Source organism: Kitasatospora sp. NPDC004723 (genome assembly GCF_040609255.1).
Taxonomy (GTDB): Bacteria; Actinomycetota; Actinomycetes; order Streptomycetales; family Streptomycetaceae; genus Kitasatospora.
On sequence record NZ_JBEXJT010000013.1, the window covers coordinates 134,348 to 157,231 of the forward strand.

A 22,884-nucleotide genomic window follows, 5' to 3' on the forward strand; every position below is an offset into this window, starting at 1 on the left:
CAACCAGGGTACGGGCAGCCGCGAACGACTTTTCCCTCCCGTTCCACCGGTGCGCCTGGCACTATCCCTTCCATGGATCCCGGCACTCCCTCCCGTCTGCGCGCCGCGGCCCGCCGGCCGCTGTGGCGGATCGTGCTGGCCCTGGTGCTGGTGCTCAGCGGCCTGGGCGGCTGGTGGCTGTCGGCGGGCGGCTCGGCCCGCTACCCGCGCGGTACGACCAGGCTGGCCACCGGCGTCCAGCAGGGCGTCTACGACCGCTACGGGCAGCTGCTGGTCCCCCACCTCGCCGGGACCATGCCCGGGGTGCGGCTGGAGCTGGACAACTCCGAGGGCTCGCTCGACAACCTGGCCCGGGTCACCACCGGCCGGGACGACTTCGCCATCGCCACCGCCGACGCCGTGGCCCAGTACACCGGCCCCGGCCGGGAGAAGCTGCGGGCCATCGCCCGGCTCTACGACGACTACCTGCAGCTGATCGTGCCGGCCGGCTCCCCGGTGCTCCGCGCCGCCGACCTCAAGGGCCTGCGGGTGGGCGTCGGCCAGTCGCTCTCCGGCGTGAACCTGGTGACCCGCAGGCTGCTGGCGGCGGCCGGGCTGGATCCGGACCGCGACATCAAGCCGGCGTTCCTGGGCATCGGCGACGCGGCGAACGAGCTGCGGGCCGGGAAGCTGGACGCCTTCTTCTGGTCCGGTGGGCTGCCGACCAGCGCGCTCACCACGCTGTCCGAGCAGGTCCGGATCCGGATCGTGCCGCTGGGCGACCTCACCGAGTCGATCCACCTGGTCGAGGGCGGCGGAACGGACGCCTACCGGGCGGCCACCATGCCGAAGGGCACCTACCCCGACGCCGTACCGCAGGACGCGGTCGCCACCGTCGCCGTGCCCAATCTGCTGATCACCCGGTCCGATGTGAACGACGACCTGGTCCAGGGCATGACCCGGGCGGTGATCGACAGCCGCGACCAGATCGGCGCCCAGGTGCACGCCGCCCAGCTGGTCGACCTGCGCACGGCCGTCTACACCGACCCGCTCCCGCTCCACGAGGGCGCGGCCCGCTACTACCGCTCGGTGAAGCCCTGAGGCCCGGCCGCCAGGAGGAGCCCGGCCGCTAGGGCTTCTTGCGGTCCGCCCGGGGCACCGCGAGGGTGACCGCGAGGCCGGACGGGGTGGCGGTGCCGAAGGTGAGCGAGCCGCCGGCGGCCTGGAGCAGGGTGCGGGCGATGGACAGGCCGAGGCCCGATCCGTCCACGTTCTGGTGGCGCGTGCTGCGCCAGAAGCGGTCACCGGCCCGGGCCAGTTCCTCCTCGGTGAGGCCGGGGCCCTGGTCCGAGACGGTCACCGCGGCCTCCTCGCGCCGCGCGGCGACCAGCACCCGCACCCGGCTCCCCTCGGGACCGAACTTCAGCGCGTTGTCGAGCACCGCGTCCAGCGCGCTGCCGAAGCCGATCGGGTCGGCCAGGCCGAGGGCCAGCGCCGGCCCCTCCCAGGCCAGCTCGATCCCGCGGCTGCCGGCCAGCGGGCGCCAGGCGTCCACCCGCTCCAGGCTGAGCGCGGCCAGGTCGGTGGGCTCGGGTTCGGGGCGGGCGTGCTCGGCGGTGGCCAGCCCGAGCAGGTCGTCCAGCACCCGGGCCAGCCGGGCACCCTCCTCGCGGACCCCGCCGAGCTCCTCCTCGTGCCCCTCCGGCAGTTCCAGGCCCAGCAGCTCGACCCGCAGCAGCAGCGCGGCCAGCGGATTGCGCAGCTGGTGCGAGGCGTCGGCGACGAAGGCCTTCTGCTGGTCCAGGGCGAGCACCACGTGGTCGGCCATCTCGTTGAACGAGTGGGCGAGCCGCTGCAGCTCGGGCGGCCCGCCGCCGGGCGCCACCCGGGCGTTCATCCGGCCGGTGGCGATGTCGTGGGTGGCCCGGTCCAGGGTGCGGACCGGGCGCAGCACCCACTCGGTTAGCCGGGCGGCGAGCAGCACCGCGACGATCATCGCGGCGGCCTCGCCGGCCCCGATCACCAGCCACTTGCGCACCACCCGGGCGCGCAGCGCGCCGGTCGGGGACTCGCTGAGCACCACGGCGACCACGTCGCCGTCGCGGACCACCGGGGTGGCGACGGTGAGCGTGCGGTCCGGGGTCCACGGCCAGACCTGCGGCGGGTTGTGGCTGCGCCGGCCGTCCAGCGCCTCCTGGAAGGCCTGGTCGGCCCAGCCGTCGACAGGCACCCGCCAGTCGGCCGGGGCCACCGCGATCGGCAGACCGTCGCGCTGGAAGATGCCGATCCGCACCCCATAGAGCTCGTGGTAGCGCGCCACCTCGGCGTCCAGCGCGTGCCGTCGACTGAGCTCGCCGGGGGCGGGCCGCGGGTCGCCCTTGAGCGCCGACTCCAGGCCGGAGAGGCCGGAGGTCGGCAGGTCCTGGGCGAACCGGGCCGCGTCGTCGAGCCGGTCGACGACCACCCGACTCTGCTCGGCGGCCGCGAAGGCCGCCGCGAGCGGCAGTCCGAGCGCGGCGAGGACGCAGAGCATCAGCGCGAGCAGGATGCCGAGCAGGCGGGTGCGCACGTGCGGTCAGTGCTCCGCGCGGGCCGGGGGCGGGGTGTCGGCGGCGGGGCACTCGGGTATCAGCCGGTAGCCGACGCCCCGGACGGCCTCGACCAGGCCGGGCAGGGCGAGCTTGGTGCGCAGCGAGCCGATGTGCACCTCCAGGGTGCGGCCGTTGCCCTCCCAGCCGCTGCGCCAGACCTCGCTGAAGATCTGCTCGCGGCGGTAGACCACGCCGGGGCTCTGGGCGAGCAGCGCCAGCAGGTCGAACTCCTTGCGGGTGAGCGGCACGTCCCGGCCGTCGACGCTGACCCGGCGGCGCTCGCGGTCGATCACGATGCCGCGGGACTCCAGCGGGCCGCGCTGCTGCGGGACGGTGTCCGGCGCGGGCAGGGCGACGGCGGCGGGCGCGGCGCCGCGGCGGGCCACCGCGTGGATCCGGGCGAGCAGCTCGCCCATGTCGTAGGGCTTGGTGACGTAGTCGTCGGCACCGAGGTTGAGGCCGTGGATCCGGGAGCGTATGTCGGCGCGGGCGGTCACCATGATCACCGGCACGCCGCTGCCGGCCCGGATCCGGCTGCAGACCTCGAAGCCGTCCCGGTCGGGCAGGCCGAGGTCGAGCAGCACCACCCGGTAGGGATCGCTGCCGTCCGGCACCAGGGCGTCCAGTGCCTCGTGGCCGCTGCGGGCGTGCCGGACCTGGAATCCGTGCCGGCCCAGGACCGCGACCAGCGCGGCGGCCACGCGTTCGTCGTCCTCGACGAGCAGCAGTCGCATCTGTCTCCTCCTCTCCCGGACGGTTCTCCGGGGGTCTCTCGCGCGGCCGTCCTGCGGTCGCGCCGGCTCCCCCTGCCGGGCAGGCCCCGGTTCTGCGCAGTATGGGCCAGGGACGACCCGGACGCCAGGCTCGGCCGGTGCCGGCGGCGGGGGCTTCCGGCCCGCGCCGGTACCCCGCCGGGGTTCCGCCGGGGGTTCCGCGACGGCGACCGCCGCGGCCGCGGACGCTGCCACTGTGCCCGGATCGGCCCTCGGTGAACAGCACCCGCCGATCGTGTGGCCGGATCGTGATCCTCAAGTTCCGCTCAGATCGGCTGACGTGGCATCGTCAGGCCTCCTATGGTCGCCCCACCGAGGGTCGCGACTCCGCCGGTCGCGGCCCTCGTATTCCTACCACCATTGCCGCCCAAGGGAGTTCACTCCCGGGGGCCGACCAGAGGGAGCCGGCGCGATGACCACGAGCCTCGACAAGGACTCCCGCGCCGACGCCGCTCCGCTGGTCGTCCTGCGCAATGTGAACAAGCACTTCGGTGCGCTGCACGTGCTCCAGGACATCGACCTGGAGATCCACCAGGGCGAGGTGGTCGTCCTGATCGGCCCGTCCGGCTCGGGCAAGTCCACGCTGTGCCGGACGATCAACCGGCTGGAGACCGTCGACTCCGGAACGATCACCATCGACGGCCGCCCGCTGCCCGCCGAGGGCCGGGAGCTGGCCCGGCTGCGGGCCGAGGTCGGCATGGTGTTCCAGAGCTTCAACCTCTTCGCGCACAAGACCGTGCTGGAGAACGTGGTCCTCGGCCAGGTGAAGGTCCGCGGCATCGCCAAGGACAAGGCGGTGGCGACCGCCGAGGAGCTCCTGGACCGGGTCGGTGTCGGCGCCCAGGCCGCGAAGTACCCCGCCCAGCTGTCCGGCGGCCAGCAGCAGCGCGTGGCGATCGCCCGGGCGCTGGCGATGAACCCGAAGGTGATGCTCTTCGACGAGCCCACCTCGGCGCTCGACCCCGAGATGATCAACGAAGTGCTGGAGGTCATGCGCCGGCTGGCCGCCGACGGCATGACGATGGTGGTCGTCACCCACGAGATGGGCTTCGCCCGCTCCGCCGCCAACCGGGTGCTGTTCATGGCCGACGGCCGGATCGTCGAGCAGAACACCCCGGAGGCCTTCTTCACCGCGCCGCGCTCCGACCGCGCCAAGGACTTCCTCTCCAAGATCCTGCACCACTGATCCCCGGGCCGGTCCCCGGCCGCGGCGGCAAGGACGCCGCCGTACACCCGTGTGCCCGTCCGCCCCCCCTGCCTTCGCCACAGCCCGGTTGACCCGTGGCCCAGCCCGAGGAGACCCTCATGAGGACCCGTCGCACCTTCGCCGTCGCGCTCTGTGCCGTCGCGCTCACCGCCACCGCCGCCTGCGGCAAGGACGGCACGCCCGGCGGCAGCGCCTCGTCCGGCGGCACCGCCGCCCCGGCGCTGCCGACCTACACCGTGAAGACCGACGTCAAGGTGGACTCGCCGGTCCTGGCCGAGGCCAAGAAGCGCGGCCAGCTGATCATCGGCGCCAAGGCCGACCAGCCGTTCCTCGGCTGGGAGGACCTCGCCAGCAACGACCGCAGCGGCTTCGACATCGAGATCGCCAAGATGGTCGCGGCCGACCTCGGCTTCACCCCGCAGCAGATCAAGTGGCAGACCCTGGTCTCCTCGCAGCGCGAGCCGGCCATCTCCAAGGGCCAGATCGACTTCTACGTCGGCACCTACAGCATCAACGACGAGCGCAAGAAGACCGTCTCCTTCGCCGGCCCGTACTACGTCGCCGGCCAGGACCTGCTGGTCAAGGCCGACAACACCGCGATCACCGGCCCGGACTCGCTCAACGGCAAGAACGTCTGCACCGCCACCGGCTCGACCTCGATCAAGAACATCGAGAAGTACTCGCCGAAGATCACCCAGTTCGACACCTACTCGGCCTGCGTCGAGAAGCTGAGCTCGGGCGAGGTCGACGCGGTCACCACCGACGACGCCATCCTCAAGGGCTACGCCTCCAAGTACGCGCCCAAGCTCAAGGTCGTCGGCCAGCCCTTCACCAAGGAGAACTACGGCGTCGGCCTGAACAAGGACGACAAGGCGCTGCGCGACGCGATCAACGACGCGCTCAAGGCCCACCAGGACAACGGCGACTGGAAGAAGGCCTACGACGCCACCCTCGGCCTCTCCGGCTCCTCCGCGCCGCAGCCGCCGGCCCTCGACCGCTACTGATCCGCCCGCTCCCGAGTCGACGAACCCCTGAGAGGAGGGCCGCCGGATGGGCTTCCTGTTCGAGGACGGCAACTTCGCGCTGTTCCGCGACGGCTTCCTGCAGACGATCGAGCTGAGCGCGCTCAGCGCGCTGCTCGCCCTGCTGCTGGGCACCCTGCTGGCGGCCTTCCGGGTCTCCCCGATCCCGGTCCTGCGCGCCTTCGGCACCGGCTGGGTCACGCTCTTCCGCAACACCCCGCTGACCGTGCTGTTCTTCGCCGTGACCTTCGGCCTGCCGCCGCTCGGCGTGCACTTCAGCCACCTCGTCTTCGCGGTGCTGGCGCTCGGCGGCTACACCGCGGCGTTCGTCTGCGAGGTGCTGCGCTCCGGCATCAACACGGTGCCGCTCGGTCAGGCGGAGGCCGCCCGCAGCCTCGGCATGACCTTCGGCCAGACCCTCACCCAGGTCGTCCTGCCGCAGGCGGCCCGGACCGTGATGGCGCCGATGAGCAGCGTCTTCATCGCCCTGCCGAGGAACTCGGCGATCGCCGGCGCGTTCAGCGTCAGCGAGCTGTACAGCGCTCAGCAGACCTTCTCCGAGCGCGGTTACTCGATCTTCGCGATCTTCTTCTGGGTGGCCTGCGCCTATCTGGTGATCAGCGCGACCGTCGCCCTGCTGTTCCGCTTCCTGGAAGACCGACTGGCGGTGGCCCGATGAGTTCGCTGTTCACCCGCTCGACCACGGCCGGCGTCCTCTACGACGCCCCCGGCCCGCGGGCCCGCGCCCGCTACCGGATCCTCGGCGTGCTGTCGCTGCTCGGGATCGCCGGGCTGCTCTGGTACGTCTTCAGCACGCTCAGCGACAACGGCCAGTTCGACGCCGAGCTCTGGGACGCCTTCCAGTACACGGCCATCCAGCAGCGGATCGTCGACGGCCTGGTCTCCACCCTCCAGGCCTTCGGGCTGGCGGCCGTCCTCTCGCTCGCCCTCGGCGCGCTGCTGGCGGCCGGTCAGCTCTCCGACCACCGTCCGGTGCGCTGGGCGGCGGCCTCCTTCGTCCAGTTCTTCCGGGCGATGCCGCTGCTGATCCTGATCGTCGCCCTCTACTACGCGTTCTTCGCCAAGCAGCCGATGTGGGCGCTGGTCCTCGGCCTCACCCTCTACAACGGCTCGGTCCAGGCGGAGATCATCCGCAGCGGTGTCAACGCGGTCCCGCGCGGCCAGGGCGAGGCGGCGTACGCGCTCGGCCTGCGCAAGACCCAGGTGATGACCACCGTCCTGGTCCCGCAGGCGGTCCGCTCGATGCTGCCCTCGATGATCGGCCAGCTGGTCGTCACGCTCAAGGACACCTCGCTCGGCTTCGTCATCACCTACCACGAGCTGCTCTTCGTCGGTAAGGCCATCGCCAGCCAGCCGCTGAACGCCGCGGGTTTCCCCTACATCCCCGTCGTCCTGGTGATCGGCCCCCTGTACATCGCGATGTGCCTGCTGCTCACCGCGCTCGCCCGGTGGATCGAGGCACGTGGACGAGGCGGCGCGAACCGGCGCACTTCACCTGCTGCTTGACGGACACGCAGGTGAACTGTTGCATTGCTGTTCGTGACACCACCCGGGAGCAAGCACGCGGCATATGACGGCAGCCTGAGGGCCGACCCGGGCTCCGAGATCCACGGCACCCGTCCGTGCCCGGAGGGACCGGCATGGACCCGGTGATCGTGGTCGGGGCCGGGCCGGTCGGCCTCGCCCTGGCCCTCGCGCTCGCCCGGCACGAGGTGCCGACCGTCGTCCTCGACGAGGGCTCCGGGCTCTGCCCCGAGAGCCCGCGCAGCGTCGTCCTCGGCGCCGACACCGCTGCCTTCCTGGCCCGGATCGGCTACCCCCGGGCCGTCGCCGACGCCGCCCGCTGGGACGCCTTCACCGTCTGGCGCCGCCGCCAGGAGGTGCTCCGGATCGACCTCGCCGACGCCCCCGTCCTGCACCTGCCCCAGCACCGTCTGCAGCGCGGACTGCAGGACGCCCTCAGCGGCACCCCGCTGGTCAGGCTGGTGCCGCTCAGCCGGGTCACCGGGCTCGACCAGGACCGCGACGGCGTCAGCGTGCTCACCCGCAACCCCAAGGACGGCACCGAGACCCGGTGGCGCGGAAGCCACCTGGTCGGCTGCGACGGCGCCCGCTCGGCGGTCCGCAAACTGCTGAAGATCCGTTTCCCCGGCCGGCCGGCCGTCGACCGCAGCGCCGTCGCCACCGTCCGGGTCGACCTGCCGTTCACCGAGGCCCGGCTGCACCGCGAGCCGCCGTGGCGCGGTGACCGCGAGGCCACCGCCCGCCCGCTGCCGCACGGCGTCTGGCGGCTCGACTGGCGGCTGCCCCCGGGCCGGCCGGCGGTCACCGAGCCGGTCGACCCGCACGCCACCTGGCCCGGCATCGTCACCGGCGACACCCTGCTCACCCGGGTCACCGCCACCCTCACCGGCTGGTGCGGGGAACTGCCGAGGTTCGACCTGCTCGCCGCCGCCGACCACACCGCCCAACAGCGACTGGCCGCCCGGTTCCGCAGCGGCCGCTGCTTCCTGGCCGGCGACGCCGCCCATCTGCACGGCGCCCTCGGCATGCAGAACCTCACCGACGGCCTGCGCGACGCCGACAACCTCGCCTGGCGGCTCGCCCTCGCCTGGCACTTCCGCTCCGGCGGCCCGCAGCCCGGCGGCTCCCTGCTCGACGGCTACGAGGCCGAGCGGCGCGGCGCGGTCGGCGCCCGGCTGCGCGCCGTCGACCAGTCCATGCCGCTGCTGCGCCCGCTGCGCGGCTGGGCGCAGACCCGGCGCTCGCTGTTCACCGGCTCCTTCCGCAAGCACGCGCCGCTGCTCGCCGACGGCCACCTCGGCACCGGACGGTTCGGCGGCGCCCCAGCGTACCCGGCCGCCCCTTCCGGCGGGCCCGGGCGGGTGCCGGTCCAGCGCGGGACGCGCAGCGCCACCTCGCTCAGCGAACTGCTGCCCGCCACCGCGGCCGGCGTGCTCGTCCCGGACCTGCCGGTGCTGGCCGCCGACGGCACCCCGGACCAGCTGCACGCCCGGCTCGGCGCGGGCTTCCTGCTGCTGCTGGTCGCTCCCGGCACCGCCGTCTGGTCCGCGGAGCACTGGCTGGGCGCCGGGCTGATGCCCCGGCTGGCCGAGGTCGCGGCCGCGCTGCCGGTTCCGGCCGAGGTCCTGGTCACCGAGGCCTACCCCGGCGCCGGCCCGCACACCGTGCTGCTGATCCGGCCCGACGGCCACCTGGTCGGGGTCACCCAGGGCGCGGACACCGAGGACCTCCAGGCGCTGGCCGACCGGGCCCGCGGCGGACCGGCCTCGCTCACCGGCGGGCCCGAGCCGGAGCCCCCGGCCGCCCGGTCGGCCGGCCGGCCGGCAGGCGCCCAGGGCGCCGACGCTCCGTAGGGCCCGACGCGTCGCGGGGCCCGACGCGTCGCAGGGCCGGATGCCGCTAGCGGGCCACCTCGGTGACCCGGCTCTCCCGGACCACCGTGACCCGGATCTGGCCCGGGTAGGTCAGCTCCTCGGCGACCTGCTTGGCGACCTCGCGGGCGATCACCTGCGCCCCGAGGTCGTCCACCACCTCCGGGCGGACCATCACCCGGACCTCCCGGCCGGCCTGCATCGCGTAGACGTCGGCCACGCCGTCGTGCGCCCGGGCGATCTCCTCCAGCCGCTCCAGCCTGCGCACGTACGCCTCCAGCGACTCCTTGCGCGCGCCCGGCCGGCCGCCCGAGCAGGCGTCGGCGGCCTGCACCAGCACCGCCTCCACGGTCCGCGGCTCCACCTCGCCGTGGTGCGCGGCGATCGCGTGCACCACGTCCGCCGACTCGTCGTGCCGCCGGGCGAAGTCCGCGCCGACCGCCGCGTGGCTGCCCTCGACCTCGTGGGTCAGCGCCTTGCCGATGTCGTGCAGCAGCGCCGCGCGCCGCACCGGCTCCGGGTCCACTCCGAGCTCGGCGGCCATCATCCCGGCCAGGTGCGCCGACTCCACCAGGTGCCCAAGCACGTTCTGCCCGTACGAGGCCCGGTAGCGCAGGGTGCCCAGGGTGCGGACCAGCTCCGGGTGCATGCCGCCGACCCGGACGGCGAGCAGCGCGTCCTCACCGGCCCGCACGCAGCGGCGTTCGACCTCCGCACGGCTGCGGCCGTGGACGTGCTCGATCCGCAGCGGGTGGATCCGGCCGTCCTCGACCAGCTGTTCCAGGGTGAGCCGGGCGGTCTCCCGGCGGACCGGGTCGAAGCAGGAGAGCTGCACCACCGCCGGGGTGTCATCGATGATCAGATTGACGCCGGTGACGGCCTCGAAGGTCTTGATGTTGCGGCCCTCGCGCCCGATCACCCGGCCCTTCATCTCCTCGGTGGGCAGCCGGAACACCGACACCGCGGTCTCGGCGGTCTGCTCGGCCGCCAGGCGCTGGACCGCCCCGGCCACGATGCCCCGGGCCCGCTGCTCGCCCTCCTCGCGGGCGGCGCGCTCGATCTCCCGGACGGTGACCGCCGCCTCCCGGCGGGCCTGCGCCTCGGCCTCGCGGACGACTTCGGCGCGGGCCTGCGCCGCGGAGAGCCCGGCGGCCCGCTCCAACTCGGCCGCCCGGTGCCGGACCAGCTCCTCCGCCTCGACCCTGGAACGCGTCACCTCGGCCGTCCGCTCGGCCAGTTCGCCCTCGCGGACCCGCAGCCGGTCCAGCTCCCCGGCCAACCACTCCTCGCGCCGGTCGAGTTCGGCGCGCAGCCGGTCCGCCTGCCGCTCGGCCTTCCGCCGCGCCCGCTCGGTCTCGGCGGCGGCCCGGCGCTGCGCGCCGCGGAACCGCCGGGCCAGCAGCCAGGCCGTCACCAGGGCCGCCAGCACGGCCACCGCCAGCAGGGAGGCGGCCGATCCGGCGCTCACCGCGGTCCTCATGCTGCCCACTCCCCGTCCCGTCGCGGCACGCCGCCCGGGACCGTCGCGCGACCGGCCCGGAACCACACGGGTGCAGGCACGGCCGGGAGCGCGGCCGGGGGTGGCCGAGGGATGATCGATGTGCTCCCGCACTGAGTGCGAGGCTAGGCGCGGGTTACGAAACGGTCAAGACTGGCCAGGCAGTTGACCAACCCTCGGGTAACCCCGGGCGACCCGGGCCTCAGTCCTCGTACGCCGTGTCCCCGTACGCCCCGTCCCACTCCCCCGCACCGCTCTCCTCCTCGTCCAGCGCCTCCCGGACGACCCGGAACGCCAGCCCTTCGGAGTAGCCGCGCCGGGCGAGCACGCCGACCAGCCGGCGGGTGCGGGTCTGCCGCTCCAGGCCCCGGGTGGTCCGCAGCCGGCGCTCGACCAGGGCGCGGGCCGCCTCGGTCTCGTCGTCCGGGTCGAGCTGGGCGAGGGCCTGCTCGGCGAGCTCGCCGGAAACCCCCTTGGTCCGCAGCTCCTGGGCCAGCGCGCGCCGGGACAGGCCCCGCACGCTGTGCCGGGACTCCACCCAGGCCCGGGCGAAGGCCGCGTCGTCGATCAGCCCGACCTCCTCCAGCCGGGTCAGCACCTCCTCGGCGACCTCGTCCGGGATCTCCCGCTTGCGCAGGGCGTCGGCGAGCTGCTTGCGGGTCTTGGCCGCGCCGGTGAGCAGCCGCAGGCAGATGTCCCGGGCCCGGGACTCGGGATCGGCCGGCTCCTCGGCCCGGCCGCGCCGGGACCCACCGCCGGATCGCTCGTCCGCGCCCGCGCCGTCGTCGTCGCCTCCAGCGCCCTCCCCGGTCCCCCCGCGCCGGGTACGGCCGGAGCGCCGTCTCGGCCGTTCCGCGGGGAACGCCGGGGCGGGGGCGGCCGCACCCCCGTGACCGGCCGCCCCCGCTCCGTCGCCCCCGTCGGCCCCCTCGCCCTCACCGGCCGACCGGCCGGGGGGCTGCTCCGCCACCAGCGCCGAGCGGCGCCGACGCCGTCCGGCCGGCAGCTCGGAGGCGGAGACGAGCCCGAGCTCGCCGACGTCCGCCGGACGCGCCGCAGGCCGCCGCGCGGACCGGACACGCCCCGCCGCGCGCTCGGGCGCGGGCTCCGGAGCGGGTTCCGGAGCGGGTTCCGGTTCGGCCACGGCCGCGAACCAGTCCGGCGGCCCGTAGTCGTCGTCCTCCGGGCCGATCGGCCCACTGTGCTGCGTCAACGACTCAAGCCTTGGCGGCCGCCGCCGTCTTCTTCGCCGCGGCCGTCTTGGCGGCGGTCGCGGTGATCGGCTTGGCCGCGCCCTCGGCGGCATCCGCGGCCTCGGCCCCGGCCGGCTCCTCGACCTTCGGGCCGATGCCCAGCTTGCCCTTGATCTTGCGCTCGATCTCGTCGGCCAGCTGCGGGTTGTCCCGCAGGAAGTTGCGGGCGTTCTCCTTGCCCTGGCCGAGCTGGTCGCCCTCGTAGGTGTACCAGGCGCCCGACTTGCGGATGAAGCCGTGCTCGACGCCCATGTCGATCAGGCCGCCCTCGCGGCTGATGCCCACGCCGTAGAGGATGTCGAACTCGGCCTGCTTGAACGGCGCGGCGACCTTGTTCTTGACGACCTTGACGCGGGTGCGGTTGCCGACCGCCTCGGTGCCGTCCTTCAGGGTCTCGATCCGGCGGATGTCCAGACGCACCGAGGCGTAGAACTTCAGCGCCCGGCCACCGGTCGTGGTCTCCGGCGAGCCGAACATCACGCCGATCTTCTCGCGCAGCTGGTTGATGAAGATCGCGGTGGTGTTCGACTGGTTCAGCGCACCGGCGATCTTCCGCAGCGCCTGGCTCATCAGACGGGCCTGCAGACCGACGTGCGAGTCGCCCATCTCGCCCTCGATCTCCGCGCGCGGGACCAGCGCCGCCACGGAGTCGATGATCACCAGGTCGATCGCGCCGGAGCGGATCAGCATGTCGGTGATCTCCAGGGCCTGCTCACCGGTGTCCGGCTGGCTGACCAGCAGGGCGTCGGTGTCCACGCCGAGCTTCTTGGCGTACTCCGGGTCGAGCGCGTGCTCCGCGTCGACGAAGGCGACCGTGCCGCCGGCCTTCTGGGCGTTGGCCGCCAGGTGCAGGGTCAGCGTGGTCTTTCCGGAGGACTCGGGGCCGTAGATCTCGATCACTCGGCCGCGCGGGATGCCGCCGACCCCGAGGGCGACGTCCAGGGCGGTGGACCCGGTGGAGATCACCTCGACGGGCTCGTTGGCCTTCTCGCCGAGGCGCATCACCGAGCCCTTGCCGAACTGCCGCTCGATCTGGGCGAGCGCCGTCTCAAGGGCCTTCTCGCGGTCCGTACCTGCCATGGCTTCCACCCTCGGGTTCTGTGCTGTGCGCTTCATCGTCCTCGACGCTAGCGCGTCCCACCGACAATCGGCTCCGACCGGGCTCAGCCTGGGGAGAACTCTGCGCCGGAGAGTACAAAGAACAAGTGTTCGAATCAAGCCGGGGCCGTTCGAGCCGTCGGTCCGGCCCCACTCCGGCCCCACTCCGGCCCCACTCCGGCCCCACTCCGGCCCCGATCCTGACCCGTTCGAGCCCGTTCGAGCCCTACGGCCGCTCCGCGCCCCCGGAGTCGCCGGAGTCCCCGGAGTCCGCGCCGACCATCCGACGCAGCCTGCGCGCCGCCTCCCGGCGCAGCTCCCGCCGCTGCCGGCGCTGCTCGCCGCGGTCGATCCGCGGGTCGGTCACCTCGTACCGCCGCACGTACGTGCCGACGAAGCCCTGCAGGGTGGCCGCCGCCGGGATGGCGATCAGCGCGCCGACCCCGCCCAGCAGCGCCGCGCCCGCGATCACCGCGCCGAACGCCACCGCCGGGTGCACGTCCACCGTCTTCGCGGTGATCCGCGGGTGCAGCAGGTAGTTCTCGATCTGCTGGTAGACCACCACGAACACCAGCACCCAGACCGCGTCCACCGGCTGGTCGGTGGTGAGCGCCACCAGGACCGGCAGCGCCCCCGCCAGGTAGGTGCCGATGGTCGGCACGAACTGCGACATGACGCCGACCCAGACCGCCTGCGCCGCCGCGTACGGCAGGTCCAGCAGCGCGAACATCACCCAGTGCGCGAGCGCCGACGCGACCGCGAGCAGGGCCCGGGAGTAGAGGTAGCCGCCGGTCTTGGCCAGCGCGATCTCCCAGGCGCGCAGCACCTCGGCCTGCTTGGCGGGCGGCAGCATCGAGCAGACGGTCCGCCGCACCCGGGGGCCGTCGGCGGTGAAGTAGAAGGTGAACAGACCGACCGTGAACGCCTGGAACAGTCCGCCGATCAGGGTCGAGGAGACGCCCCAGACGTTGTCCGCGGCCTGCTGCGCGTAGTTCTCGATCGCGCCGGAGTCCTTGAGCAGCTTCTTCTGCAGCTCGTCCAGCGAGAGGTCCTGGTGGAAGGTGCTGTTGATCCAGGCGATCAGGTTGTCGAGCAGGTGCGGGAGGTCGCTCGCGATCTTCGCCACCTGGTCGACCAGCAGGGTGCCGAGCGCGGTCAGGAAGCCGCCGACGGCGATCGCCACCGCGACGAAGACCAGGAAGGTGCCCACCCCGCGGCGCACCCCGCGCGCGGCCATCCGGTCCACCGCCGGCTCCAGCGCCAGCGACAGGAAGAAGGAGACCAGCAGCATCACGAAGAGGTCGATCAGCTCGTGGAAGGCCCAGTCGGCGAGCTGGAAGAGCCCGACCATGACCAGCGCCAGCACCATCGCCCGGGGCAGCCACCGCGGCATCCCGGAACCCCAGAGGCCGTCCCCCGGGGTGCGGGCGGGGGCCGGCCCGGGAGGCGGGGAGGCGGGCGTAGGGCCCGCTACCTCGTCGACGACCTGCGCCGACCTGTCCGAATTCTGCTGTTCTGCACTGCTTGCCACCCGCACAGTCTGACCCATGCCCGACGCGTGTTCGAGCATCGGACGCGAACCGCGGGCGGTGTCCGGGGCCGGACCGGGTCAGCGGAGCACAGAGGAGACGCCCTGGGTGTCGCAGACCACCCGCCAGACGTCCTTGGCCTCCCAGCCCGCCTCCAGCGCCTGGCGGACCGTCCGCCCGCCGAGCTCGCTCATCACGTGGTCGCTCGCGAAGGACTCCGCGTACGCCTCGCCGAAGTGCGCGTACATCCGCCGCCAGAACTCCGTCAGCCTCATGCCCACCAGTATCCCGGACCGCCGGACGGCCCCGCCGCCCCTCCTACGGGTGCCAGTCGGCCGCGGTCAGGGCGTACTCGACCTCGCCGTGCTCGCTGCCCGGGATCGCCTCCGGGTAGTCCTCGTGGAAGGTCCGCACGTACGAGAGCCCGGCCTTCTCCATCACCCGCCGCGAGCCGCGGTTGACCGCCATGGTGTACGCCACCACCCGTTCCACGCCGAGCCCGGTGAAGCCCCGGCGGATCAGCGCCCGGGCGCCCTCGGTGGCGTAGCCCCGCCCCCAGGCCGGGCGGCGCAGCCGGTAGCCCAGCTCGACCTCGGTGCGGCCGTCCAGCGGCCGGAACTCGAACCAGCCGAGGAAGGCCCCGCCCTCCCGCTCCTCGGCCGCCCACCAGCCGAGGTCGCCGTCGCGGCGGTAGTGCTCGAGGTAGAGCGGGAGCAGCGTGGACTCGACCACCTCGCGCGGGGTGGGCCGCCCGCCGGTGAGGTAGCGGGTGACCTCCGGGTCGGCGTCCAGGTCGACCAGCGCGTCCACGTCGGCGGCGGTGAAGCGGCGCAGCACCAGCCGCTCGGTGGTGAGGAAGACGTCCATCCCCCGATCGTCGCCCGTCCGCCCCGGTCCGTCACCCGGTTTTCCGGGCCGCCGGCTCAGCGCGGCAGGACCAGCGCCCCGGCGCCGTAGTACTCGCGGTCGCCGCAGGCGTGCGGGCCGGGCGGGCAGGCGGCGTCCGCGGTGGCGGCCAGCAGGGCGGCGAGCCGGTCGGAGTCCCAGTCCGGGTGCAGCGCGGCGGCCACCGCGACCGCGCCGGTGACGTGTGCGGCGGCCATCGAGGTGCCGGCCAGCGCGGCGTACCGGCCGCCGGGCCAGTCGGAGACCACCGCGCCCTGGACCCCGCCGTCCGGGTTCCCGCCGGGGGCGGCCAGCGAGACCCGGCCGCGCCCGTGGTTGGTGTAGGCGGACGGGCGGCCGTCCCGGTCGAGGGCGGTCACGGTCACCACCCCGGGCAGCTCGCCGGGCAGCCGGACGCACTCGGGGCCGAGGGAGCGGGACAACGGCGGTCCGCCGGTGCGGTCGTTGGGGCTGCGCTCGTCGGTGCGGCCGGCGCCGAGGTCCTGCGCGTCGTTGCCGGCCGAGGCGACCACCACCGCGCCCCGCCGGCGGGCGTAGTCGACGGCCCGGCCGACGGCGGCGGTCAGCGCCGCCTGGTCGGGGTCGTCGGGGCAGTTGTACTTCCACGGGTCGGCGAAGTAGCTGTTGTTGATCGCCCGGGCGCCGTGGTCGGCGGCCCAGAGCATGCCGCAGACGATGTTCTCGGCGTAGTACTGGCCGAGCGGGCCGAGCAGCCGGACGGCGGCGATCCGCACGCCGGGCGCGACCCCGCTGACGCCGCGGCCGTCCCGGGCGGCGCCGACGATCCCGGCGACGTGGGTGCCGTGGCCGCTCTCGCCGACCCCGGCGTCGGGTCGCCAGGAGCCGGTGCGGGCGTCGGGACGACCGTCGGTGCAGGAGGCGGAGCTCTTCGGGTCGACGGCGGCGCGCAGGTCGGGGTGGGTGTCGTCGACGCCGGAGTCGAGGACGGCGACCAGCACCTTCCGCAGGGCGTCGGCGCCGGGGGTGTCCGGGCCGCGCGGCGGGCGGGTGGTGTCCGCGGCCGCGCCGGGGGCGGCGCCGAGCAGTGCGAGGTTCCAGGCGTCGCGCTCGCCGGGGTCGGGGACCGTGACGGTGGTGTCGGCCTCGCCGGCCCCGCCCTCGACGCCGTCGCCCGCACCGCGTCCCGCGCCGCCGCCGGTCCGGAAGTCGCCCGCGCCGTCCACCGACCGGGGCGGGCCGGGCACCGGCGCGGTGCGGGTGGCCCCGACGGCGGCCACCCCGGGCCGCCCGCGCACCTTCTCGGCGAAGCCCCCGGCGGCGTACGCCAGCACCACCCCGATCTGCGGGTACTCCTGGACGACCTGCCCGCCGGCCGCCCGGGCCTGCTCCGCCGCCCGGCCGGCCCCCTCGGCGTCCGCCCGCTCGGCGAGGACCAGGTAGCTGAGGTAGGCCCGCCCCGGCCCGGCGACGTACGGCACGGCGCCGCCGGCGACCAGCGCGGTGAGCAGCATCACGAGCAGGACCCGCAGCGGCCCCCGGCCCCGGCCCCGCCGCCGGGCGCCCCCGGCCGGCCCGGCCACCCGGACGGGGACCGGGGCGGGACGGGAGCCGGACGGGTCCGCCTGCGCCATGGCACGGCCTCCGCTCGTCGGTCCCGGCGGCCGCACCGGGGCGGCCGGCCACCGGAGGGCTGGTCTTCACAGGAGCATCACAACGACTGAATCATCACGATATGAGCCGATTGTCCGCTCCGCCTTCCCGGTTGCCCCGAACGGCCACCGTCCCCGGCGGCCACGACCCCGGACCGGCCACCGGCACCGTCGGACCCGCCCCCTTGTCGGTGCCACCGGGCACCATGGGGACATGGCGACCGCGCACCCGACCCCGCCCCCGGCCGACCCGCTGGCCGGCTTCGCCCCCGCCACCCGGGCCTGGTTCGGCGGCGCCTTCTCCGCGCCCACCACCGCCCAGGCCGAGGCCTGGCGCGCCATCGCCCGGGACACCGACGTCCTGGTGGTCGCCCCCACCGGCTCCGGCAAGACCCTCGCGGCCTTCCTGTCCGCCCTGGACCGGCTCAGCAGCACCCCGCCCCCCGCCGAGTCCAGACGCCGCTGCCGGGTCCTCTACATCTCCCCGCTCAAGGCCCTCGCGGTCGACGTCGAGCGCAACCTCCGCGCCCCGCTGGCCGGCCTGCGCCAGGCCGCCGTCCGGCTCGGCCTGCCCGAACCCGACGTCCAGGTCGCCATCCGCTCCGGCGACACACCCGCCGCCGACCGCCGCCGCTTCGCCACCCACCCGCCGGACATCCTCATCACCACCCCCGAGTCGCTCTTCCTGCTGCTCACCTCCGCCTCCCGGGACGCCCTGCGCGGCATCGACACGGTGATCCTGGACGAGGTGCACGCGGTCGCCGGCACCAAGCGCGGCGCCCACCTCGCGCTCTCCCTGGAGCGGCTGGACGAGCTGCTCGACCGCCCGGCCCGCCGGATCGGCCTGTCCGCCACCGTCCGGCCGGTCGAGGAGGTGGCCCGTTTCCTCAGCCCCGGACGCGGCGCCGAGGTGGTCCAGCCGCCCGCCGCCAAGGAGTTCGACCTCTCCGTGGTCGTCCCCGTCCCCGACCTCGACGACCTGCCCGCCGCCCCCGCACTCGGCGGCGCGGCCGAGAGCGACCCGCAGGGCCCGGGGGCACCTCCCGGCCGCCAGGCCGGGGGCGCGTCGATCTGGCCGCACGTCGAGGAACGGATCGTCGACCTCGTCCAGGCCCACCGCTCGACCATCGTCTTCGCCAACTCCCGGCGCCTCGCCGAGCGGCTCTGCAACCGGCTGAACGAGATCGCCCACGAACGCGCCACCGGCACCGCGCTGCCCGAGGCGCACGCCCCCGCCCAGCTGATGGGCGGCTCCGGCGCCACCAAGGGCGCCCCGGCGGTGATCGCCCGCGCCCACCACGGCTCGGTCTCCAAGGAACAGCGGGCCCTGGTCGAGGAGGAGCTCAAGGCCGGCCGGCTGCCCGCCGTGGTCGCCACCTCCAGCCTGGAGCTCGGCATCGACATGGGCGCCGTCGAACTGGTGGTCCAGGTCGAGTCCCCGCCCTCGGTCGCCTCCGGCCTCCAGCGGGTCGGCCGGGCCGGCCACCAGGTCGGCGCGGTCTCCACCGGCGTGGTCTTCCCCAAGTACCGGGGCGACCTGGTGCAGTCGGCGGTGGTCACCGAGCGGATGCGGGCCGGGCGGATCGAGGCGCTGCGCATCCCGCGCAACCCGCTCGACGTGCTCGCCCAGCAACTGGTCGCGATGACCGCGATGGACACCTGGCAGGTCGACGAGCTGCTCACCGCCGTCCGCCGGGCCGCGCCGTTCGCCACCCTCCCGCAGTCCGCCTTCGACGCGGTGCTCGACATGCTGGCCGGCCGCTACCCCTCGGACGCCTTCGCCGAGCTGCGCCCCCGCCTGGTCTGGGACCGGGTGGCCGGCACCGTCAGCGGACGCCCCGGCGCCCAGCGGCTCGCCGTCACCTCCGGCGGAACCATCCCCGACCGGGGCCTGTTCGGCGTCTTCATCGCCGGCACGGACTCCACGAAGGGTGGTGGCGGGCGACGGGTGGGAGAGCTGGACGAGGAGATGGTCTACGAGTCCCGGGTCGGCGACGTCTTCACCCTCGGCACCACCTCCTGGCGGATCGAGGAGATCACCCACGACAAGGTGATGGTCACCCCGGCCCCCGGCATCCCCGGCCGGCTCCCGTTCTGGAAGGGCGACAGCCTCGGCCGCCCGCTCGAACTCGGCCGCGCCCTCGGCGCCTTCACCCGCGAACTCGGCGCGCTCGACCCGCAGACCGCCACCGCCCGGCTGAAGCAGGCCGGCCTGGACGACTGGGCCGCCGGCAACCTCCTCGACTACCTCGCCGAGCAGCGCGCCGCCTGCGGCCACCTCCCCGACGACCGCACCATCGTGGTCGAGCGCTTCCGCGACGAGCTCGGCGACTGGCGGATCGTCGTGCACTCCCCCTTCGGCGCCCAGGTGCACGCCCCCTGGGCGCTCGCCCTCGCCGCCCGGCTGCGCGAGAAGCACGGCCTCGACCCGCAGGTCATGCACGCCGACGACGGCATCGTGCTCCGGCTCCCGGACGCCGACCTCCTCGACTTCCCCTCCGCCAAGCCCGACGAGCCGGTCACCGACGACGCCCCGGTCGGCGCCGACGCCGCCCTGTTCGACCCGCAGGAGATCGAACAGCTGGTCACCGACCAGGTCGGCGGCTCCGCCCTGTTCGCCTCCCGCTTCCGCGAGTGCGCCGGCCGCGCCCTGCTGCTCCCGCGCCGCAACCCCGGCAAGCGCACCCCGCTCTGGCAGCAGCGCCGGCGCGCCGCCCAACTGCTGGAGGTCGCCGCCGAGTACGGCTCCTTCCCGATCGTGCTGGAGGCCGTCCGCGAGTGCCTCCAGGACGTCTTCGACGTGCCCGGCCTGGTCGAGCTGATGGGGGACCTCGAATCCCGCGCCGTCCGGCTGGTCGAGGTCACCACCCCCGAACCCTCCCCGTTCGCCCGCTCACTGCTCTTCGGCTACGTCGCCCAGTTCCTCTACGAGGGCGACTCCCCGCTCGCCGAACGCCGCGCCGCCGCCCTCTCGCTGGACTCCCGGCTGCTGTCCGAACTCCTCGGCCAGGCCGAGCTGCGCGAACTGCTCGACCCGCAGGTCCTCGCCGAGCTGGAGGCCGAACTCCAGCGGCTCACCCCCGAACGCCGGATCAAGGACGCCGAGGGCGTCGCCGACGCGCTGCGCCTGCTCGGCCCGCTCAGCGAGGCCGAACTGACCGCCCGCGGCGCCGAGCCGCTCTGGGCCCTCGAACTGGAGGCCGCCCGCCGGGTGATCCAGGTCCGGATCGGCGGCGAGCAGCGCTGGGCCGCCATCGAGGACGCCGGCCGGCTGCGCGACGCCCTCGGCACCCCGCTGCCGGTCGGCGTGCCCGAGGCGTTCACCGAACCGGTCAAGGACCCGCTGGGCGACCTGCTCGCCCGGCACGCCCGCACCCACGGCCCGTTCACCGCCGCCGGGGCCGCCGCCCGCTACGGCCTGGGCACCGCCGTGGTCACCGGCACCCTGCACCGCCTGACCGCCACCGGCCGCCTGGTCCAGGGCGAGTTCACCCCGGTGGAGAGCCACACCGCCACGGTCGAGTGGTGCGACGCCGAGGTCCTGCGCCGCCTGCGCCGCCGCTCACTGGCCGCGCTGCGCCAGGAGGTCGAACCCGTCCCGCCGCGCGCCCTGGCCGCCTTCCTGCCCCAGTGGCAGCACCTGGCCGGCCACCGGCTGCGCGGCCCGGACGGCCTGCTCCGGGTGGTCGAACAGCTCCAGGGCACCGCCCTGCCCGCCTCCGCCCTGGAGAAGCTGATCCTCCCGGCCCGGCTCGCCGACTACTCCCCCGGCCTGCTCGACGAACTGATGGCGGCCGGCGAGATCGGCTGGGCCGGCGCCGGCGCGCTGCCCGGCAAGGACGGCTGGATCAGCCTGCACCTGGCCGAGAACGCCCACCTGCTGCGCCCCGAACCGGTGCCGCCCACCGTCACCCCGGTGCACACCGCCCTGCTGGAGGCACTGACCGGCGGCTACGGACTGTTCTTCCGCCAACTGACCGCCCACCTCCCGGAGACACCCGAGCCGGAGGTCGTCGAGGCCCTGTGGGACCTCGTCTGGGCCGGCTACGTCAGCAACGACACCCTGGCCCCGCTGCGCGCCCTGCTCGGCTCCGGCCGGACGGCCGGAGCCACCGCCCACCGGGCGCCCCGGGCCACCCCGCGCGGCCGCTTCGGCGGCGCCGGGCGCCCCTTCGGCCGGGTCGGCGGCGCGCTGCGCAGCGGCCCCTCGACGGTCGGCGGCCGGTGGTCGCTGCTGCCCGCGTTCGCCGCCGACCCGACCGTCCGGGCCACCGCCCAGGCGCAGAACCTGCTGGACCGGCACGGCCTGCTCACCCGGGGCACGGTCGCCGCCGAGCGGATCCCGGGCGGCTTCGCCGGGGTCTACCGGGTGCTCGCGGCCATGGAGGAGCGCGGCCGGACCCGCCGGGGCTACTTCGTGGAGGGGCTGGGCGGCGCCCAGTTCGCCATGGAGGGCGCGGCCGACCGGCTGCGTTCGGTCAGCGGCCGGCTGGACCGGGCCCGGGGCACCGAGTGGCCGGCCGCCCCGTCCGCCGAGCCCCCGCAGGCCCTGGTGCTGGCCGCCGCCGACCCGGCCAACGCCTACGGCGCCGCGCTGCCCTGGCCCGAACCGCCCGCCGGGTCCGCCGAGGCGACGGGCAAGGCGCACCGGCCGGGCCGGAAGGCCGGTGCCCTGGTGGTGCTGGTCGACGGCGAGCTGTGCCTGTACGTGGAGCGCGGCGGGAAGTCGCTGCTGGCCTGGGCGCAGGAGGAGGCCCTCCTGGCCGCGGCGGCGCAGGCGCTGGCCGGGGCGGCCCGGGCCGGGGCGCTGGGCAGCGTCACCGTCGAGCGGGCCAACGGCGAACCGGCCCTCGGGTCGGCGCTCGGCGCCGCCCTGGAGCAGGCGGGCTTCCACGCCACTCCACGAGGCCTGCGGCTGCGCCCCTGAGCCAGGAACTCCCGGAGGCCGGAAGGCAACCGGGGGCCGGAAGGACGACGAGGGCCGTGGGACCGATCGGTCCCACGGCCCTCGTCCGCGTCTTGTTCACCCCGTCCGGGGCGCCTCCCACCGTGTCTCCGCCAGGGCGTCCGGCTCGTCCGTCCGCTGCCGCGACGGCCCGGTGGACCGCCAGTCGGCGTGGACCGGGATCAGTCCGAGCCCCCAGCCGCCGGCCGCCAGCAGGCCGAGCGCCGCACCGCCGGGCAGGTGCCCGGAGCCGTCCGCCAGCCACCAACCGAACCCGCCGGCCAGGACCGCCAGCAGCGCCAGGCCCGAGCGGACCGGCCGGAACCGCACCCGCCGGGACCGTATTCGGGCCCCGGCACACGTCACCGCCGCACTGCGCACGACCGCCTCCTTCGCTCAACCCGGGCCGGATGGGGCCCGTACCGAGGCCAGGTCAGGCGGCGACCACGTCCATCGCGGCGGCCTTGGGCGACATGTTCGCCCGGTCGGTGCCGGGAGCCGGCAGCGGAACCGGTTCGAGCACCGGCCTCAGCAGTTCACCTTCGGAGAGGGTGGCCATCGCCGCAAGTTCGGCGAGCGACAGTTCGTCGCTGACCTCGCGCATGACCTCGGACATCCGGACGTCGAGCGCGTCGCAGATGGCGGAGAGCAGCTCCGAGGAGGCCTCCTTCTGTCCCCGCTCGACCTCGGAGAGGTATCCGAGCGAAACCCTGGCGGCCGCCGACACCTCGCGGAGTGTGCGGCCCTGGCGCTGGCGCTGCCGACGCAGTACATCGCCCAGTAGGCGACGGAGCAGGATCATCGGTGCCTCCCTCCTCGGACTGCGGATCGAGATGTCACGCCCCCACCGTACCGCCTTGCCCGCTTCGCGTGCGGGGACCATGGTCGTGTTCACTCTGGGCTGCAAGGCTGTCCCCTCCCCTGTTTCGGTGTCGCACCCGGGTCGGCGGGCACGTCGTCGTACCCTCCGGGCGGCACTCGGCCACCGCTACGCCACTCGCTCGCCACCTGGTTTCTGCCCAACCAGGCACTCCGATGTAACACGATCCTCCAGATG

At 74.8% G+C, this 22,884-nt stretch carries 18 protein-coding genes; 7 read left to right on the forward strand and 11 right to left on the reverse strand.

Translation table 11 applies throughout. The annotated features are described in order from the left end of the window. Positions 1-72 precede the first annotated feature (72 nt). Positions 73-1,080 (forward strand): TAXI family TRAP transporter solute-binding subunit, encoded by a 1,008-nt coding sequence (locus tag ABZW10_RS16300; RefSeq protein WP_355365170.1) that lies wholly within the window; start codon positions 73-75, stop codon positions 1,078-1,080. A 28-nt stretch (positions 1,081-1,108) separates the two neighbouring features. Here ABZW10_RS16300 and ABZW10_RS16305 read toward each other — a convergent pair whose 3' ends face one another. Next, positions 1,109-2,548, reverse strand: coding sequence for an ATP-binding protein (locus ABZW10_RS16305; protein WP_355365173.1), 1,440 nt, complete (start codon positions 2,546-2,548; stop codon positions 1,109-1,111). Between the two features lie 6 nt (positions 2,549-2,554). Next, a complete protein-coding gene (locus tag ABZW10_RS16310) occupies positions 2,555-3,304 on the reverse strand; it encodes a response regulator transcription factor (RefSeq protein ID WP_355365176.1) in 750 nt (249 codons plus the stop codon). Positions 3,305-3,755: 451 nt separating this feature from the next. On the opposite strand from ABZW10_RS16310, the gene ABZW10_RS16315 reads away from it, so the two are divergent. The 5 genes from ABZW10_RS16315 to ABZW10_RS16335 all read left to right on the forward strand — a co-directional run bounded on the left by ABZW10_RS16315 (position 3,756) and on the right by ABZW10_RS16335 (position 8,970). Continuing rightward, the gene (locus ABZW10_RS16315; RefSeq protein WP_355365179.1) at positions 3,756-4,529 is read left to right on the forward strand and encodes an amino acid ABC transporter ATP-binding protein; all 774 of its coding nucleotides are present in this window, start codon (positions 3,756-3,758) and stop codon (positions 4,527-4,529) included. A gap of 119 nt (positions 4,530-4,648) precedes the next feature. After that, positions 4,649-5,554, forward strand: a complete 906-nt coding sequence (locus ABZW10_RS16320) for a glutamate ABC transporter substrate-binding protein (RefSeq protein WP_355365182.1) — start codon at positions 4,649-4,651, stop codon at positions 5,552-5,554. Between the two features lie 46 nt (positions 5,555-5,600). Then, positions 5,601-6,251 (forward strand): amino acid ABC transporter permease, encoded by a 651-nt coding sequence (locus ABZW10_RS16325; RefSeq protein ID WP_355365185.1) that lies wholly within the window; start codon positions 5,601-5,603, stop codon positions 6,249-6,251. Next, entirely contained in the window at positions 6,248-7,099 is an 852-nt protein-coding gene (locus tag ABZW10_RS16330) for an amino acid ABC transporter permease (protein WP_355365188.1), read from the forward strand. The genes ABZW10_RS16325 and ABZW10_RS16330 overlap by 4 nt, the downstream gene beginning before the upstream one ends. A gap of 134 nt (positions 7,100-7,233) precedes the next feature. Next, positions 7,234-8,970, forward strand: coding sequence for an FAD-dependent monooxygenase (locus ABZW10_RS16335; protein ID WP_355365191.1), 1,737 nt, complete (start codon positions 7,234-7,236; stop codon positions 8,968-8,970). A gap of 46 nt (positions 8,971-9,016) precedes the next feature. On the opposite strand, the gene rny is transcribed toward ABZW10_RS16335, so the two are convergent. The 7 genes from rny to ABZW10_RS16370 form a co-directional block, all read right to left on the reverse strand. After that, entirely contained in the window at positions 9,017-10,468 is a 1,452-nt protein-coding gene (gene rny / locus ABZW10_RS16340) for a ribonuclease Y (protein ID WP_355365194.1), read from the reverse strand. Between the two features lie 220 nt (positions 10,469-10,688). Next, on the reverse strand, positions 10,689-11,456 hold the full coding sequence (gene recX, locus ABZW10_RS16345; RefSeq protein ID WP_355365263.1) for a recombination regulator RecX: 768 nt from the start codon (positions 11,454-11,456) through the stop codon (positions 10,689-10,691). 247 nt (positions 11,457-11,703) lie between these two features. After that, complete coding sequence (recA, locus tag ABZW10_RS16350) at positions 11,704-12,819, reverse strand: recombinase RecA (protein WP_355365197.1); 1,116 nt, start codon at positions 12,817-12,819, stop codon at positions 11,704-11,706. Between the two features lie 244 nt (positions 12,820-13,063). After that, positions 13,064-14,230: an AI-2E family transporter gene (locus ABZW10_RS16355; protein ID WP_355365200.1), complete on the reverse strand. Its 1,167-nt coding sequence runs from the start codon at positions 14,228-14,230 to the stop codon at positions 13,064-13,066. Positions 14,231-14,446: 216 nt separating this feature from the next. Then, positions 14,447-14,641 carry a DUF3046 domain-containing protein gene (locus tag ABZW10_RS16360; protein ID WP_350551423.1) on the reverse strand — a complete coding sequence of 65 codons (195 nt, stop codon included), beginning with the start codon at positions 14,639-14,641 and terminating at the stop codon, positions 14,447-14,449. Between the two features lie 43 nt (positions 14,642-14,684). Next, complete coding sequence (locus tag ABZW10_RS16365) at positions 14,685-15,233, reverse strand: GNAT family N-acetyltransferase (protein ID WP_355365204.1); 549 nt, start codon at positions 15,231-15,233, stop codon at positions 14,685-14,687. Between the two features lie 56 nt (positions 15,234-15,289). Beyond that, positions 15,290-16,864, reverse strand: a complete 1,575-nt coding sequence (locus ABZW10_RS16370) for a S8 family serine peptidase (protein ID WP_355365207.1) — start codon at positions 16,862-16,864, stop codon at positions 15,290-15,292. A 232-nt stretch (positions 16,865-17,096) separates the two neighbouring features. On the opposite strand from ABZW10_RS16370, the gene ABZW10_RS16375 reads away from it, so the two are divergent. Beyond that, positions 17,097-21,809, forward strand: coding sequence for an ATP-dependent helicase (locus ABZW10_RS16375; protein WP_355365210.1), 4,713 nt, complete (start codon positions 17,097-17,099; stop codon positions 21,807-21,809). 96 nt (positions 21,810-21,905) lie between these two features. Here the strand turns inward: ABZW10_RS16375 and ABZW10_RS16380 are convergent, their stop codons facing one another. After that, entirely contained in the window at positions 21,906-22,157 is a 252-nt protein-coding gene (locus tag ABZW10_RS16380; RefSeq protein ID WP_355365213.1) for a hypothetical protein, read from the reverse strand. Between the two features lie 103 nt (positions 22,158-22,260). Continuing rightward, entirely contained in the window at positions 22,261-22,629 is a 369-nt protein-coding gene (locus tag ABZW10_RS16385; protein WP_350551437.1) for a helix-turn-helix transcriptional regulator, read from the reverse strand. Positions 22,630-22,884: the final 255 nt, after the last annotated feature.